General features: G+C 43.4%; 13 protein-coding genes. 9 read left to right on the forward strand and 4 right to left on the reverse strand.

All coding sequences use genetic code 11. From position 1 onward, the window contains the following. Positions 1 to 353 precede the first annotated feature (353 nt). From rho to dinD, 3 genes are all read left to right on the forward strand, one after another. Positions 354 to 1,847, forward strand: coding sequence for a transcription termination factor Rho (gene rho / locus HYU97_06740; protein MBI2336443.1), 1,494 nt, complete (start codon positions 354 to 356; stop codon positions 1,845 to 1,847). A 224-nt stretch (positions 1,848 to 2,071) separates the two neighbouring features. Continuing rightward, positions 2,072 to 2,821, forward strand: a complete 750-nt coding sequence (locus HYU97_06745) for a hypothetical protein (protein MBI2336444.1) — start codon at positions 2,072 to 2,074, stop codon at positions 2,819 to 2,821. A gap of 54 nt (positions 2,822 to 2,875) precedes the next feature. Further along, a complete protein-coding gene (gene dinD, locus HYU97_06750) occupies positions 2,876 to 3,730 on the forward strand; it encodes a DNA damage-inducible protein D (GenBank protein ID MBI2336445.1) in 855 nt (284 codons plus the stop codon). Positions 3,731 to 3,789: 59 nt separating this feature from the next. On the opposite strand, the gene HYU97_06755 is transcribed toward dinD, so the two are convergent. Genes HYU97_06755 through HYU97_06765 form a run of 3 tightly spaced genes read right to left on the reverse strand, consistent with a single transcriptional unit; the run spans position 3,790 to position 5,095 of the window. Further along, positions 3,790 to 4,527 carry a phosphodiester glycosidase family protein gene (locus HYU97_06755; GenBank protein MBI2336446.1) on the reverse strand — a complete coding sequence of 246 codons (738 nt, stop codon included), beginning with the start codon at positions 4,525 to 4,527 and terminating at the stop codon, positions 3,790 to 3,792. Positions 4,528 to 4,529: 2 nt separating this feature from the next. Then, positions 4,530 to 4,877 carry a type II toxin-antitoxin system PemK/MazF family toxin gene (locus HYU97_06760; GenBank protein MBI2336447.1) on the reverse strand — a complete coding sequence of 116 codons (348 nt, stop codon included), beginning with the start codon at positions 4,875 to 4,877 and terminating at the stop codon, positions 4,530 to 4,532. Then, positions 4,871 to 5,095, reverse strand: coding sequence for a hypothetical protein (locus HYU97_06765; GenBank protein MBI2336448.1), 225 nt, complete (start codon positions 5,093 to 5,095; stop codon positions 4,871 to 4,873). The genes HYU97_06760 and HYU97_06765 overlap by 7 nt, the downstream gene beginning before the upstream one ends. Positions 5,096 to 5,263: 168 nt before the next feature. Here HYU97_06765 and HYU97_06770 point away from each other — a divergent pair, with 168 nt between their 5' ends. After that, a complete protein-coding gene (locus tag HYU97_06770) occupies positions 5,264 to 5,470 on the forward strand; it encodes a hypothetical protein (GenBank protein ID MBI2336449.1) in 207 nt (68 codons plus the stop codon). 262 nt (positions 5,471 to 5,732) lie between these two features. Here the strand turns inward: HYU97_06770 and HYU97_06775 are convergent, their stop codons facing one another. Continuing rightward, on the reverse strand, positions 5,733 to 6,977 hold the full coding sequence (locus HYU97_06775) for an efflux RND transporter periplasmic adaptor subunit (GenBank protein ID MBI2336450.1): 1,245 nt from the start codon (positions 6,975 to 6,977) through the stop codon (positions 5,733 to 5,735). A 142-nt stretch (positions 6,978 to 7,119) separates the two neighbouring features. On the opposite strand from HYU97_06775, the gene HYU97_06780 reads away from it, so the two are divergent. From HYU97_06780 to smc, 5 genes are all read left to right on the forward strand, one after another. After that, on the forward strand, positions 7,120 to 8,451 hold the full coding sequence (locus tag HYU97_06780) for a glycine--tRNA ligase (GenBank protein MBI2336451.1): 1,332 nt from the start codon (positions 7,120 to 7,122) through the stop codon (positions 8,449 to 8,451). Between the two features lie 138 nt (positions 8,452 to 8,589). Beyond that, positions 8,590 to 11,259, forward strand: coding sequence for a pyruvate, phosphate dikinase (locus tag HYU97_06785; GenBank protein MBI2336452.1), 2,670 nt, complete (start codon positions 8,590 to 8,592; stop codon positions 11,257 to 11,259). A gap of 1 nt (position 11,260) precedes the next feature. Then, positions 11,261 to 12,481, forward strand: coding sequence for a hypothetical protein (locus HYU97_06790; GenBank protein ID MBI2336453.1), 1,221 nt, complete (start codon positions 11,261 to 11,263; stop codon positions 12,479 to 12,481). A gap of 77 nt (positions 12,482 to 12,558) precedes the next feature. After that, positions 12,559 to 13,683: a hypothetical protein gene (locus tag HYU97_06795; GenBank protein ID MBI2336454.1), complete on the forward strand. Its 1,125-nt coding sequence runs from the start codon at positions 12,559 to 12,561 to the stop codon at positions 13,681 to 13,683. Positions 13,684 to 13,800: 117 nt separating this feature from the next. Beyond that, the gene (gene smc / locus HYU97_06800) at positions 13,801 to 17,376 is read left to right on the forward strand and encodes a chromosome segregation protein SMC (GenBank protein ID MBI2336455.1); all 3,576 of its coding nucleotides are present in this window, start codon (positions 13,801 to 13,803) and stop codon (positions 17,374 to 17,376) included. The last annotated feature ends 71 nt before the right edge of the window (positions 17,377 to 17,447 follow it).

The raw sequence follows: 17,447 nt of genomic DNA on the forward strand, positions 1-17,447 counted from the left end.
TCGTCCATGACTGCCTCAATCACCTCAATTTTATTTTTATCTCTCATTGTTAGTAGCATCCTTCTCCTCCTTTCGGAGGATAGCTACTGACATTTTCACTCGGCAGTTAGTACTGACACTTTCACTCGGCTACCACAAAACATAAAAATAGGCCTTGACGTGTGGGGTTATTTAACAGATAATGAGGGGGATTTTATAATAAAGCGTCAAACTCACCGCAATACTAAAGCTTGATTTAATCCCGAAAGTTTAAAGCTTTTGAATTAACACCCTTGAAAATAAACTCAAATGAGTGTCAACCGATTTTAATCATGATCTCTAATTCCATAAAAAAGAAGAGGTAAATACTATCTATGTCAGATGAAAACTATCGTGACTCGGGCGACAATCGCCCCTATGGCGCTGCTCATGGCCGACGCCGCAATAATCGCAACAACAATAACCGCCGTAGCAGAAGTTATGGTGGTGGTGGTCGAGACCGCAATCAAGAAAGTAACTATGCAGGGCCTAGTGAAACGATGCAAGGTGATTACCTAGACGAAGAAGTTGAAACCGTTACCGAACCAAAAGATTGTACCTCGCCCTTTGGCGCGACCATGAATCTCACCGACCTTAAACATAATCCCATCAAAGAACTGGTAAAGGTTGCTATCGATTCTTTTAGTATCGAGGCCGCTGCAGGTATGAAGCGCCAAGACTTGATCTTTGCGCTTTTGCAGGCCCATACTGAACATAATGGCACCATCTTTGGGCAAGGAGTTTTAGAAACATTACCCGATGGTTTTGGTTTTTTGCGAGCAGAAGATTATAACTATCTGCCAGGCCCCGATGATATTTATGTTAGCCCCTCCCAAATTCGCCGATTTAATTTGCGCAAAGGCGATACGGTTTCGGGTCACATTCGTCCGCCTAAAGAAGGCGAGCGTTATTTCGCCCTTTTAAAAGTGGAGTCGATTAATTTTGAAGCTCCCGAAAAAAGCCGCGACAAAGTTTTATTTGATAATCTCACCCCGCTTTATCCAAACTATCGCATTAAGATGGAGCATGATCCTAAAAATATGACCTCCAGGATCATCGACTTACTTGTTCCCATTGGTAAGGGGCAACGGGCTTTGATTGTTGCTCCACCCAAATCCGGCAAGACTGTCATGTTACAACATATTGCCAATGCTATTACGGCCAATCATCCTGACATTTATTTGATTGTATTGCTCATCGACGAACGCCCCGAAGAAGTGACCGACATGGCACGTTCGGTAAAGGGTGAAGTGGTCAGCTCAACTTTCGATGAACCGGCCACCCGCCATGTGCAGGTTGCTGAGATGGTCATTGAAAAGGCCAAGCGTTTGGTAGAGCACAAAAAAGACGTGGTGATTTTACTCGATAGTATTACGCGGCTCGCCCGAGCTTATAACTCGGTGGTTCCTCCCTCGGGCAAGATTTTATCAGGTGGGGTGGATAGTAATGCTTTGCATAAACCCAAACGATTTTTTGGTGCAGCTCGTAATATTGAAGAGGGTGGGAGTCTCACGATTGTGGCCACTGCCTTGATCGACACCGGCAGTCGTATGGATGAAGTTATTTTTGAAGAATTCAAAGGCACCGGCAATTCGGAAATTACCTTGGATCGCAAACTCATGGAAAAACGTATCTTCCCTTGTATGGACATTAACAAGTCTAGCACGCGTCGCGAAGAACTTTTGCTTGATGAAATGCAATTGCAACGATCGTGGGTATTAAGAAAGTTGCTCTCGCCATTGAACGCCGTAGACAGCATGGAATTCTTGCTCGACAAACTTGGCAAAACCAAGACAAACATAGAATTCTACGACACCATGAATCAATAACCGCCTTCCATAAATTTCCTGGCTCTGCGTTGAAAATTAAATTCGCTCGCTGAGCCTGTCTTAAGCCTATGCGAAGGAACGTACAGCTAGCTTGGATCAAGAGCTTATACGCTTAAATAGTTTGCCTTCAGCCACCGGCTGAAGTTTGCCTATTACGCGAGTACGACTCGCTCGGAATTTAATTTTCGCCTTGATCCAGAAAATTTCTGAAAGGCTATAACCAAATGGACTATAATAAATTGAAAGGAAGATTAGGGGAAAGTGATCTCCCAGCTTCAATCAAAGAGCATTTAATCTTGGGTATCAATAAGAATAAGACCAGCAGATGGCATGAAAAATTGGCAGAAGATAATTTTAAAAAATTTCCGCAAATTATTAAGGAGACTAACGAACGTATTAATATGGCTTGTGACAGCACAAAGTTGGATGCTGAAACCCTCATTAAATGGACCGATTTTGATCCTAAGGATCTGGATTTAAACAGATTGGATTCCGCTCTTGGTGAAATCAGGGCAATTAATTTTTTCTATGAAAAAGGTTTTTCTGTTTCGATTCAAAAGAGGAAAAAATCATCAAAGAGTTCCGATTTAATTTTAACTAAAGATGGGCAGAAAATTGCCTATATTGAAGTTACTACTTGGATGTCGGATCGGATGTCGGAAAAGGATAATAATCTTTCTCAACCCATCAATGACCGTCCGATTTACGATTATCTTTCGGAGAAATGGAAAGATAAGAAAGATCAGGTTACTTCGGCCCAAAATCTCAAATATTATGGTATCGTCTTTGTTATCAATAAAATTAGCGAGACGGCATGGCGGACCAGGGATGATTTTTATGGCTTTGCCAAAAAATTATGGGAGAAAATCGGTGATGAAAAACTAGTGATTGGAATAGTAACAGGATGGGTTAATGCTTTTACTGGCGAATCTGATGATGTTCTTTATCCCGATCTTGAGAAAAATTTATCATGACCATTTCGTGGGTAAGCACGAGATGGTTTTATATAAATAACAAGGAGTTATCCCATGGGAGACAAAAAAGTTGATTTAATAGTCGGTTCCAAAAATGTCTTTGAAACAAGCAAAAAAATAGATCCAAATGGGCAAGAATATTGGTCAGCTCGCGATTTAGGAAAGATACTTGAATATTTTGAGTATAGAAATTTTCAAACAGTTATTGATAAGGCAAAGTTAGCCTGCATAAACAGCGGACATGTTTCTGAACAACATTTTATTAATACAGAAGAAGACGTGGCGATTGGTTCAGGAGCAAGCAGGCCTCTGCCAACAGTTTTACTGTCGCGGTACGCTTGTTACTTGATCGTCCAAAATGCTGATCCCTCTAAAGAAATAGTTGCAAACGGTCAGACCTATTTTGCCATTCAAACCAGAAAACAGGAATTGTCAGAACAGGAAAAGGAAAACGAAAAACGCCTTTTTCTCAGGGAAGAAATTTCTAAGCACAATGTCAATCTTGCTGCGGTGGCTAAAAAAGTCGGGGTAAAAGAACCGCTCGACTACGCTATTTTTCAAGATTACGGTTACAAAGGGCTTTACGGAGGACTTGGTGCCAAAGATATTCATGCCAAAAAGAACCTAAAGAAGAGCCAAAAAATTTTAGATCATATGGGTAGCACGGAACTGGCTGCTAATTTATTTCGCGCGACGCAAACAGAAGAAAAACTTAAACGTGAGCCTCATCAAAACAAGCGTCAGGCAAACCAAACACATTATAATGTTGGACAAAAAGTGAGACAAACCATTAAGGAACTTGGAAGTACAATGCCGGAAGATTTGCCACCACATGATAGTATTCAAAGGGTCCAAAGGCAGAAGTTAAAAATACAAAAAAGGAAAGAATTGAGAGGTGAAAAAGATTAAATTGCCTCAAGCTTCTGGACGGCATAAGAGATACATTCGCAGGGGGCTGAAGGGTTCATTTATTTCTTAAAAAATCCTATTCCTATTGGAATGTTGGAAAGGCCGGAGACTTTGACTTCGAGCTGGGCGGATTTATGATACAGCTGAGTAGAGCTGCCACCGTCGAGGTTGAGTGCGTTTCTTAACCCCACACCTTGTGCCCCTTCTTTGGTGACCAAAACCTTTGCTAATTCATTGATTTCAATCTTGCCTGCGCTGGCGATCAAATAAACATAGCCTTGGCGATCAATGCCAATCGCGGTTTTAGGGGAATTTTCTACTTTAAGTTTGGGGACTTTGCCGTTGATCACTAAACGTGGACCGGTTTGAAGGCCAAACTGGGTAGCATTGGGTTTTTCTGCTTTGGCTAATTTTCGAATGGTGGCTTGGTTGTTGTGCACTAAAAAACCCGCCCACCAACTGATCGGTCGAATGGGGTTTTTGATTTTGCCAGCTTGAATCACCAGCCCTAAGGGCTCTAGTTCGTCACTAAAAAAATTACTATTGGCCACCACCAGGGCTTGGGTTTTTTGTGACATTTCAACAGCACTCATAGCCTTCTTTTTAAAATCGCGGGCATCAATTGCATCGATTTTAATTTTAGAAAGATCAGCTTTAAAAATATGAAGTTTAACCCCACCCGATAATTCTAATTTTCGATAGTAAAGCCCAGGGACGATGGTTTGGTAAGAAACTTTTCCACTTACAAGACTCGATGGCAGGAATAAGAGGATGAACAAAAGCCATTTTAATTTCATAGCTATTTTAAATCCAAATGAATTTGAATGGCCTTTTCGAGTAGAGTAAGGGTTTCAGTGCTTAAATTGCCAATACGAGAACCTAGTCTGAGTTTTGAAACAGTTCGAATTTGTTCGGCCAAGGCCTTTGATTCTTTTTGCAAACCGGATTCTTGAGCGGCAACATAAACCTGAAAAGGCTCTATTTCTTGTATTTTCTGAGAGGTGAGCGGAATAACGGTAACTTGATGATAGCGTCTATTTGCTGCATTATTGGAGATGATAATAGCAGGGCGCTTCTTTCTGATTTCAGTACCGACGGTGGGGTCAAGGTTAACCCAAAAGAGATCACCTCGTCTTGGGGTTACCATTCAGGCCAATCCTCAATCTCAGTGATTTCAAAGTCTGACCTTTTCCTATTTGAGGCACGTTGGTAGGCCATTTCCAGTTCTTTCATTCGTCTCTTTCTTTCTTTCCGTTCAAGGTGCTCACGAATGCATTGATTGACAAAGGCAGAAAGCTTTCTGCTTTGGATCAATGGCCGAATCTTTTCACCAAATTCTTCATTTAGTACGACAGTAGTGCGCATAATCGATTCATACTATAAATCATCATTTACAAGCTTTCAAGTATGATTTTAAATATGTGTTGCAAAACAAATTAGTAACCACTACCGTGGTTTCAGAGAAGCAACCTAGCAAAGCATCATGGTTTGGATTTTAAACAACGATTCTATAAAAGTAACGAGAAAGAGTTTATGTTCAAGCCGCACCATCTCTATATTAATGGAAAAATTAACGATCGTCGGGGTTTAGACCTGGCAACGAATCCGTTCAATGGGCGTGTGGTAGGGGAAGTATTATTGGTATTAGACCCTGCCTTTGGCAAAGAAAGCATTTTGCTACAAGATGAAGAAATTACCGAAGAAATAGCTGAAGAAATAACCCCAATTCCTACACATTAATTACTGGCTTTTATTTAAGATGAGCCTCTATGTTGGCAAAGCCATCGCGGAAGCGCCGGGGCCCCCAATGCGGGCTAGCCGGTATGGACTTTCTGTCATTGCGAGCCCAACGGGCGTGGCAATCTCACCGGTTAGACAGAAGGGATTGCTTCACCCTGCTGGGTTCGCAATGACAGAGGGGCCCGCTGCGGACCCTGTCCTGAGGCGCATGCGTTGGAGCGATGGCTTCACAAAAGCAGAGCCTCAGCTCAGAGTTAAGTTATTATTCAATTTTGATGTATTCTTCGGGTTCATCAAAAGTCTGATGCCCTTGGGTGATGACTTGGTCTTTGACCGATAGGCCTTGGATAATCGCGGCTTGGCCGTTTTGCACCAGCCCAACCTCTATTTCTTTCTTTTCTGCTAAGTTTCCTTTAGCCACGTATACGAAGGTCTTGCCGTCGTTGGCATGGGTGATGGCTCCGGGTGGAATCAATAAAACCTTTCGTGTTTTAGTGGAAAGTGCCAGGCGGGCTGTTCCCTCGAGATTGACTTTCAATTTGTCATTGGGATTGGGGACGCGGACCCTTATTTCCAAACCTTTTTTATCGATGTTAAATTCTGCACTGATGTAGGCGACTTCGCCATTTAACAATTGCCCAGGGTCGTTTTTGTCGATCACCTTAACAGGCGTGTTTTGATTCAATTGTTGAATCAACTTTTGCGGTACAAAGACCGAAAGCAAAATGGGGTCTACATCGACAATTTCAAATAACACGGTATCGGCCTGCACTAAACTTCCTTCGCTGACATATTTTTTGGTGATCAATCCACCTACTGTAGCCACAATCGTGCCTTCGGTGAGCATCCTTTCGTTCAAGGCAATTTCGGCTCGCAATCGATCTATTTTGGCTTGTTGCAAACCAGACTTGCTTTCGGGCTCTTCTCTAGGTTGCTGCTGTTTGGCAGGCTGTTTCGACAAGGCAAATAAATTAGGTTCTTCATTGCGTTCTTCGGAGCCTTCTTCATTGGCGGGTTGTTCGCCTTCTTCGGAAGGGTTTTGATTATCAGGAGGTTCTTCTTCATTACCGACCGTGTCTAAATCGAAGGGAGCGCGATTATCGCCCAGCCGATTGCCGCCATTTTCTTCACCGGTTCGGATACCTTCTAACTTTAATTCTTCTTCTCGCAGTTCGGCCCGTTGTTTGTCGAGAATGAGCGAGAGATGGTCATTTTGAATTCGGCATAAGGCATCACCAGGGTTTACACGTTGACCTTCAGCGGCGGCTATTTGAGTGGCCTTGCCAGAATAGGGAGTTTTTACCGATAATCGATCATTGGGAATGAACACTCCCTGCAAATCCACTAAATCAGGCACTTCGCCAGCGATAGGGGAGGTGATTTTAACAGGATAAATTTTATCATTAGCGCCGGGCGTTCCTTTTTTTCTTTTACCACATGAACAGGCGGGTAATAGACTGGCTACGCAACAAAACACCACAATTGAAAAGAGAATTTTTCTCAACATGAAAACCCTTCTTTACCAGTTAAAAGCCGATTATAAAAGTTGGCGGTTAAATTGCAAGGAAAACAAATTAATTACACTCATTTAGGGCTCGGCTGATTTTACCTTGACACACGAAAATTGCCGATGTTAGCCAAGTAAAAAAATGGAAAAAATTGTTTCACTTGCAAAACGCCGCGGCTTTATTTTTCAATCCAGTGAGATCTATGGAGGTATCAACGGTTTTTGGGACTATGGCCCCGTAGGGGTTGAACTCAAAAATAATATCAAAAGTTTTTGGTGGAACCGCATCGTGCGAGGGCGAGAAGATGTAGTGGGGGTCGACACCTCGATTATTTGCCATCCGCGCACTTGGGAGGCCAGTGGCCATGTGGAGTGTTTTTCAGATCCCATGGTTGATTGCCGGGTCTGTAAGGGGCGGTTTCGCGAAGATCAACTAAACGATACCCCTTGCCCCAAACGCCTGAGTCTTTCGGTCACCCAATGTGCAAAAGAAAAAAAGGGGGAGGGAGATTTAACCGAGTCGCGAGCCTTTAACCTCATGTTTCAAACTTATGTGGGGGCCGTGCGAGATGAATCATCGATTGCTTATTTAAGGCCAGAGACCTGCCAGGCCATTTTTACCAATTTTAAAAACATTCAAAATGTTTCCCGAAAAAAGATCCCTTTTGGGATAGCTCAAATAGGCAAAAGTTTTCGTAACGAAATTACCCCACGCAATTTCATTTTTAGGTCGCGCGAATTTGAACAAATGGAAATGGAATATTTCATTAGCCCAGAAGAAAAAGTGGGTGAAGAATATTATCAATATTGGGTCAAAGAACGCCGCCAATGGTTTTTAGATTTGGGTATTAAGCAAGAAAATTTACGTACCCGTGAACATGACAAAAATGAATTAGCCCATTACGCCAAAGGTTGCACCGATATCGAATATGAATTCCCCTTTGGAGTTTCAGAGTTAGAAGGTATTGCCAATCGTTCTAATTATGATCTCAACCAACATATTAAGTTTAGTGGTAAAGATTTGAGTTATTTTAACGATGAAACAAAGCAAAAATATGTGCCTGCGGTTATTGAAACTTCGGTTGGGGTTGATCGAACGTTTTTAACGGTTTTATGTGATGCCTACCATGAAGATGAAATCGATGGCGAAGCTCGGGTGGTGTTGCGTTTTGCCCCTCATATTGCCCCGGTTAAAGTGGCGGTGTTTCCGCTTTCTAGAAAACTGGCAGAACCTACGCTTAAAATACAACAAAGTTTAAAGAAACATTTTACGACCGATTATGATGATGTGGGGAGTATTGGCAAACGCTATCGCCGTCACGATGAAATCGGCACCCCTTATTGTGTAACTTATGATTTTCAAAGTGAAGAAGATAAAAAGGTGACGGTGCGTCATCGCGACACCACTCAACAAGACAGAATTTCGATTGACCAACTTCATCATTATTTGTTGGATCATCTTCCTAGTTTTTAGGATTTGTTAAAAAATGTCATTCCCGCGGAGGCGGGAATCCAGGAATGCTTAAAATTACTGGATCCCTGCTTCCGCAGGGATGACAAAGGGTGTGTTTTTCAACATCCCCTTCTAGGGTTTAAGTAAAGCGAGGTAAACTTGAGTAAAAAATACGTCTATTTTTTTGGCAGTGGGGCTGCCGAAGGCCGCGCGGATATGAAAAATATTTTGGGTGGCAAGGGTGCTAATTTAGCTGAAATGAATCTTTTAGGCATCCCCGTGCCCCCTGGTTTTACTATTACCACCGAGGTTTGTGTTGAGTTTTATAAAAATAACCATGTCTATCCAAAAGAATTAGAATCTCAAGTGGCCAGCAATTTAAAATCCATTGAAAAATCTTTGGGCAAAAAGTTTGGTGATCCCCAAAACCCTTTGCTAGTTTCAGTGCGTTCTGGGGCCAGGGCCAGCATGCCTGGCATGATGGATACGATTCTTAATTTGGGTTTGAACGATGCTGTGGCCGAAGGGTGGGCGAAAAAAACTGGCAATGCCAGGTTTGTGTTAGATAGTTATCGGCGTTTTATTCAAATGTATTCCGATGTTGTTTTAAATATTTCAGGTGATGAATTTGAATCGGCCCTTGAATCATTAAAACGCAAACGCGGGGTGCATTTAGATACCGAGCTTGAGGCAGAAGACTGGCAGCAACTCATTGCAACCTACAAAGATATCGTTTTACAAAAAACCCAAAAAGCTTTTCCTCAAGATCCTAAAGTTCAACTTTGGGGGGCCATTGGCGCGGTATTTCAGAGTTGGATGAATAAACGGGCCATTGAGTATCGGCGGATTCATTCGATTCCCGAAGATTGGGGTACAGCGGTTAATGTTCAGGCCATGGTATTTGGCAATATGGGCGAAGATTGTGCCACCGGGGTTGCCTTTACACGAGATCCTTCCACCGGGGCCAAGATATTTTTTGGTGAATATCTTATTAATGCTCAAGGTGAAGATGTGGTGGCAGGCATCCGAACCCCACAGCCGATTAATATTGAAGGGAAGCAGCATGGGGGCAACGATTTGCCCTCGATGGAAGAGACCTTGCCTAAGTGCTATCAAACCTTGGTTTCCATTTATCAAAAACTCGAACACCATTATCGCGACATGCAAGATATTGAATTTACCATCGAGAATCACAAGGTTTGGATGTTGCAGACCCGCAATGGCAAGCGTACGGCCGCTGCCGCCATCAAGATTGCGGTCGATATGGTGAAAGAGGGGCTTATCGATAAACGCACGGCAATTTTGCGAATCGATCCCAATCAAATCGATCAACTTTTACACCCCACCTTAGACCCTAATGTTGAGAAAAAGGTGATTGCCAAAGGCCTGCCCGCTTCACCGGGTGCTGCCACCGGCCAAGTGGTTTTTTCGGCCGAAGATGCGCAGCGCCTCAATGAATTAGGTCATCGTGTCATTTTGGTTCGTCTAGAAACCTCTCCCGAAGATATCCATGGCATGAATGTGTCAGAAGGGATTTTAACGGCTCGCGGTGGGATGACTTCTCATGCCGCGGTGGTGGCGCGAGGGATGGGTAAAACTTGTGTGGTGGGTTGTGGTGAATTAGACATTGAAGAAAAGAAACAGCTCTTTCAAGTACAGGGTGTGGTGGTTAAAAAAGGCGATTTTATTACCTTGAATGGTTCAACCGGTGAGGTGATGCTAGGTGAGGTTCCCACCATTCCGCCTCAGTTGACCGGAGAATTTAAAGAGTTCATGGTGTGGGTGGATGAACAGCGTAGGCTCAAAGTCCGCACCAATGCTGATTCTCCAGGTGATGCCAGGGTAGGGCGAGAGTTTGGGGCAGAGGGCATTGGCCTATGTCGCACCGAGCATATGTTTTTTGAAGGGGATAGGATCGACACCGTTCGGCAAATGATCTTGGCCTCTGATGTTGAAGAGCGCAAACGCGCCTTAGCCAAAATCTTGCCCATGCAAAAACAAGATTTCAAAGGCATCTTTCGAGCCATGAAAGGATTGCCGGTTACCATTCGTTTGCTCGATCCGCCGCTTCACGAATTTTTACCCCACACCGATTCAGAAATTTTAGAGATTTCTAAAAAGTTAGATATTCCCCCTGATAAACTGCGTAGCAAGTTAGAAAGTTTGCGTGAATTTAACCCCATGTTGGGGCATCGCGGTTGTCGCTTGGGCATTACCTATCCTGAGATTTATGAAATGCAGGTTCAGGCCATTATGGAAGCCGCTTGTGAATTGGTCGAGCAAGAAAGTTTTTCGATTATTCCTGAGATCATGATTCCTTTGGTGGGGCATGTGCGCGAGCTCGAAGTGATGCATCAAATGGTGGATAAGGTTTGTAAAGAGGTCATGAATCGTAAAAAGATTCCGTTGGAATATTTGATTGGCACCATGATCGAATTGCCCAGGGCCGCTCTCACGGCTGATCGGATTGCCGAATTTGCAGAATTTTTCAGCTTTGGTACCAACGATCTTACTCAAACCACCTTTGGTTTTTCCCGTGATGATGCCTCTAAGTTTCTACCCATGTATATCGATAAAAAGATTTTGACCGTTGATCCCTTTGTGGCGCTCGATCAAGAGGGGGTTGGTAAGTTGATTGCCATGGCTGTCGAATTAGGTCGCAAAACCAGGCCCAATATTAAAGTGGGTATTTGTGGCGAACACGGTGGTGAACCCAGTTCGGTGATTTTTTGTCATAAGATTGGGTTGAACTATGTTAGCTGTTCTCCTTACCGAGTCCCTGTGGCAAGGCTGGCTGCAGCCCAAGCAGTTTTAATGGAGGCAAAATAGTTTGAAAAAGTTTTTTTTAATCATTAGAATGAATGTCATTGCGAGCGCAAGCGTGGCAATCTTCTTTTCTACGCTGCTAGGTTGTGCAGACCCCTCTATCTTTGTGTCGATCCCTCTAACGACCAATCCACCGGTATTGGCGAGCCCAATCTCTTTCGTCATTAATGCAGCGACGACAAGGGGGTACCTGGTTAATTCGAATAATAGTGTGATTTATAGTAATGGTTCAGTGATCATTTTTGACATGACCAACCCGACCGATCCCACGGCGTTGGCCGCGGTGAGCATCCCTAGCTTTTCCGGGCAGGTGATTTTAGATTCTACCCGTGGTTATCTTTATATTCCTAATCGATTGAGCGATGACCGAGAAGATAACGATGATCAAATCGTTCGAGTCAATATCGATGAAGCTTCGAACTCTTACCTAACGGTTGAAACTTTTGCTTCGGGCGCTAATCCCTTTGGTGCAGCCTTTGATGGCAGTGATGCCTTATTTGTAGCGGGCACCGGGGCGGTGTTTCGTTACGATGTCGATGATCTTACGGGTTATTCCAAAGTTACGACGAGTTTTACCACCAATGAAGGTGATGCAGTATCCGGCAGTCAAACTCGCGAAGTGGCCTTGCGTACCGGTAGCGATAATCTTTATGTCACCAATCGTGCAGATCAATTGATGATCTTAAGTGTGAGCGAATTTACCGCTCCTTCGGCCAATGCCATTACCGATTTAGGTGCGGGGCCGGTGCAATATGTTATCTCGGGAACTTCTTCCACCCGTGGCCTTGCCGTCGATGCTACCAATAGCGATATTTACGTGGTAGAAGGAGGTAATGCCCCCATTTTAAAAGTATTGAACGATGCTAGCCTCAGTGCCAATAGCGGCGCCCCCATCGAGATTAATGCAGGCACCTTGTTGATTGGCAGTGTGCCCTTGGGTTCAGATCCCAGTGAGATTGTTCTCGATATTACCAACAATCGTGCCTATGTGGCCAACACGGGCAACGATAGTATTTCTGTGATCGACACCAACCTGTTGGTGGAGCTTGCCCGAATCAGTGTGGCCAGCGATCTTCCGAGTGGCATGGCAGCTGGGGACGAACCCTTTGGTTTGGCGTTGGCCAGTCTTGGCGGCACGACCTACCTCTACGTCACCAATTTAGTAACGCATAATGTTACGATCATTAATACTTCAACACTTGCTATCGTGGGAAATATCCCTTAAAGATGCAATCCATGTCATCCCCGCCCCTGCCTACGCAGGGGCGGGGATGACATGATAGCCGAGCAATCTTCTAAATTATGAGAAAATTAGCATTACTCAACTTCTCAATATTATTTTTATTAAACGTATCTTGCGGTAATCAATCTACCCGCAAGGAAATTCTGCCCCATCCGGCTTGGGTGGCTGTTGATTCAACTGCGGGCAGGGCCTTTGTGGTAGATGATAGCAATAACACTTTATCGTTGATCAACACCTCCGATAATAGCGTAGTTGATGAAGAGCCCTTGCTCGACAGCGGAGATACCGAAGTCCTTCCTCAAATCACCTTAGCTGCGGTGGCTATCAATATAGGCAACAGCACCACCCGGCTTTTTGTTTCAGGCATGAATTCTCAAATTGTAGTTTTTGATTTTGATGGTTCCACTTTAACTCAACCTTCTTTTTCGCCCCTTACGGTGGGGAGTGGCTCTAGCAATATTATAGCGGGTTTAACGATCGACCCTGAATTGGGTAATCTTTATGCAGCCAATGCGAGCGATGGTAAAATTTATGTTTATGATGTGGACGATGGCAGTGCGTTAAGCGGTTCTCCTGTTACGGTAGGGGGTGCGCCCGAAGGTTTAAGCTATGATAGCACCCTTAATTTAGTGGCCGTGGCTAATGCCACTGCAAACACGGTTTCTTTTATCGATGCGACGAATCTAGCCGCTAGTGTTAGCACTTTAGATGTAGGTCGCTTGACGAGCGATGTGGGGCTGGCCTCCAATGCAACGGGTACTGCACTTTTCATCGTGAGTGAAAAAACCAATGTGGTGGCGGCCTATCAGCTAAATACTAGCGATTTAAGCACTTCAACCCAGATTAGTAGCAATCTTGCCCCCGTCGGGCCTAACGATCCAGAGCCCAGCCCTAATATTTTAACCGGAGTGGTTTCGCATATTCGAGCGGTGAGTTTTTCTAGTGGTACGATCAAAGGTTTTGTCACCCAATCTTCGGGCGATTTGATATTTTTAGAAATACCGCTGGATTTATCAACCATGGTGCCAGGCATTACTACGGCAGGGGCGGCTAGTGGTGAAGGGCTTGATATATTTTTGGATAGTAGTAACGAACCCCAGCGGATTTATTTTGCTTCGCCTGGAGTGGGAGCTGTAACCATTATCAATGCGCAAAATAATTTATTTTTAGATCAAATTATTTAAGGTATACATGTCATTGCGAGCGAGCACCGTCTGCGAGCGTGGCAATCCCATCGGTTAAACAGAGAGATTGCGGAATTTATCCTGAGGCTTGCCGAAGGACCCCTAAAGGGGTTCGCAATGACAGAAGAGAAACGTAATATGAAAATCAAAAGCCTGGAACTTCTTGGCTTCAAATCTTTTCCTGACAGAACCATTTTGGAATATAAAGACGGTATTACCGGTATTGTTGGCCCTAATGGTTGTGGCAAATCCAATATTGTTGATGCCATTCGTTGGGTGATGGGGGAAATGAGTGCTAAACACTTGCGTGGCAAACTCATGGAAGATGTCATTTTTGCGGGGAGTTCGGGCCGCAATTCCACCAATTTTGCCGAAGTAGCCCTCACTCTTTCTTTAGAAGATGGCAAGGCCCCAGCGGCTTATCTTAATTTTTCTGAATTAACGGTGCGGCGGCGCTTGCATCGCTCAGGAGAATCCGAATATTTTATTAATCAATCACCCTGCCGCCTCAAAGACATTTACGATGTATTTTTAGGTTCAGGGGTTGGCACCAAGGCTTATTCCATTATTGAACAAGGGCAGATTGGCGCGATTGTCACCAGCAAACCCGAAGATAGGCGGTTTTTCATTGAAGAGGCAGCAGGGATTTCAAAATTTAAAAGTCGCAAAGAGGCGGCTGAGCGTAAAATTGAGAGCACCAAACAAAATCTGGTGCGTTTGTCAGATATTCTTGCCGAATTAAAAAGACAAATGAATTCCCTCGACCGCCAGGCTAGAAAGGCCGAGCGTTTTAGGGAATTGCGTGGCCAGGCACGTGAACTTGAGTTACACCTCACCTCGTTAAAATATTTGCAAAGTATCGAAGCCCTTAAATCCCTCGAGGCCGAACTTGCTCAAATTAAAGAAAAAGAAACTTTGGCGGCTAGCCAGTTAGATCATTTAGAGACCAAGCAACAAGAAGGCAGGCTTAATTCAGTCTTGCGCGAAAATGAATTGATGAAAATCCAAGAAAAGGTTTTCGAAAAAAATAATGCCGTGCAATTGGCCAAGGCCTCTCTTGAATATAAGGGCCGAGAAATTGAAAGATTAAAACAAAACAATCAAACTTGGTTGGTAGAGTTAGCCCAATATCAAGAAAAGTTTGTTCAACAAAAAGAACAGTCCGAAAATTTCTCGGCAATCATTGGCCAAATTTTTCAAGAATTTGATTTAAAAAAGGATGAAGTCGATCAATTAGAAAAACAAGCCAAAAATTTAGAGCAAGAAGAAGTACAATTTGCCCAAGAACTCGATCTTTTGCAAAATCAAATTTTAACTGCTTTAACCTTGCTTTCTCAGCAAAATTCCAAAAAAGAAGCCCTCGCCAACCGCACGGTTGATTTAAAAGGGCGCATGGGGCGCTACCAGGCAGAAATCGACGAGATCGATCACCAAGTCGTTAACTTAAAGCAAAAAGCCAGCAATTTACAAACCGATCTTTCCCGCATTAAACAATTAAAACTCGATTTGGGTGTGCAAAGTGTTGACCTTGAAAATACGATTGCAAAACTCAAAGAAGAATTAACCGAAAAAGAAAAAGAATTAGACGAAGAACGACAAAAGGTGAATTTAAAAGATTCTCGTTTTGCCTCACTGCTTGAAATGGAAAGAAAGTTTGAGGGCTTTAGTTCAGGGGTTCAGGCCATTATGGCTAAAAAGGGTGAATTGGCAAACCAAGGCGAAATTTTTGGCACCATTGCTGATATTGTTGAAACCGAACCCGCTTATGAAAGTGCCGTAGGCGCTGTATTGGGTGAGCGGTTGCAATGTATCCTGGTGCAAAGCCAAACCGCAGGGGTTGAGGCCTTACAATATTTGAAAACCGAATCCCAAGGCCGTTCTTCTTTTATTCCCGTGATGCTGCGCAACTACAAACAGCCTACCGCCCATTTGGTGGGAGAGGGAGTGATAGGGCCTTTGAAAGAATTTGTCAGGGTAAAAAGTGATTACGAACGGGTAGGGGATTATTTATTTGGCGATGTTTATTTGGTTGAAAATTTGAACCGGGCCTTAGAACTTTGGAACGACCAAAAGGTGCAAAGTACTTTAGTGACTTATGAAGGGGAGGTGGTTGACCCTATTGGCATGATTAGCGGTGGTGCAAAGACTCATACCAATTATGATATTTTTGAAAAGAAACGCGAAATTAAAGTTTTGAAATTTGAAGTTCAAGCCTTAAAAAGCCAAATCCAGGTAAAAGAAGAAATTTTGGCGAAAATTAAATCAAGGCTGCAATCGCTCCAGCAACAAAGCAGTACCACCAAACAAGAATCCCATAACGAAGAGATTCGTATTGTCCATCAAGAGAAAGATCTTATTCATTTAGAAGATGAAATTAACAAATTACAACAACGGCGTGACAATCTTTCTTTAGAAATTTCAGCATGGCTTATGGAAGATGAAGAAATGAAAGCCAGCGCCATTCAGGTCGATAAAAATATCGAACAAGCCGAATTAGACAAAAAACAATATGAAGGGCGTATTTTAGAGTTGCGCCAACAGCTCGAACAAATCAAATTGAATCTTGAGAGCGGCCGGGCTCAATTATTAGACCGTAAAGTTCAATTAGGAACCATTGAAGAAAAGAAGCTTCATAGTGAAAAAGAAATGGAGCGATTTCAAGCAAGGTTGCAAGAATTTTCGGGCTTGATCGACGATAGGCAACTTAACCTAAGCAAGGCCAACCAAGAAATTTCAGTGCTCACTACAGAAACAGAGAGCTTACGAGCCCAGCTCACCCTTGATTTGCAAGCGTTAACTCAATCAGAAGAAGAGAGTCGCAAGCTTAGAGAAGCTTGTGAAAAAGAAAATCTGCAATTACAAGCGCAAGAAGTACAGCTCAAAGAATTACGGCAAAGTATTGCCAAATTGCGAGACGAACTCAATAGCTACCTTATGCAAGTTACGGAGTATCGTAATGACCTGCAAATGTTGAAACAGGTTATTTTTGAGCGGTATCACTTAGACATTGCAGAGCAAGCTCTGCAATATCAAGCCCGCCCTATCGAAGTTGAGGCCAGCCAATTAAAGTTAGATGAATTAAAAGAAAAATTAGAAAAAATGGGCGAGGTCAATATTGGGGCCATTGAAGAATATGAAGAAATTCAAAAACGGCATGAATTTTTGCATGGGCAATATAACGATTTAAATCAATCGATCGAATCTTTACAACAGGCCATTCATAAAATTAATCGCACCACTCGCAAGCGCTTCAAAGAAACCTTTGAGGCCGTCAATCAAAAGTTTAAAGAACTATTTCCACAATTATTTAAAGGTGGGCAGGCAGAGCTAAGATTAACCAACGAAGAAGACTTGCTGACCAGCGGGGTTGAAATCGTGGCGCAGCCACCAGGCAAGAAGTTGCAGAGCATTTCGTTACTTTCGGGTGGAGAAAAGGCCTTAACGGCTATCAGCCTGGTATTTTCAATTTTTCTTATCAAACCCAGCCCTTTTTGTTTGCTTGATGAAGTTGATGCCCCCTTGGATGATGCCAATATTGATCGGTTCAATGAAATGGTGAAAACCATGGCAACCCGTTCGCAATTTATTTTAATTACTCACAACAAGCGAACCATGGAGATGGCGGATATTTTATACGGGATTACCATGGAGCAGGCGGGGGTGTCGAAACTTGTGAGCGTGGAATTGAATTAATAATGTCATTGCGAGCGAGCATCGTTTGCGAGCGTGGCAATCTTCCATTTTATTCTGCAAATAGGGCCACG

The organism is Deltaproteobacteria bacterium (genome assembly GCA_016183235.1).
Classification (GTDB): domain Bacteria; phylum UBA10199; class UBA10199; order DSSB01; family JACPFA01; genus JACPFA01.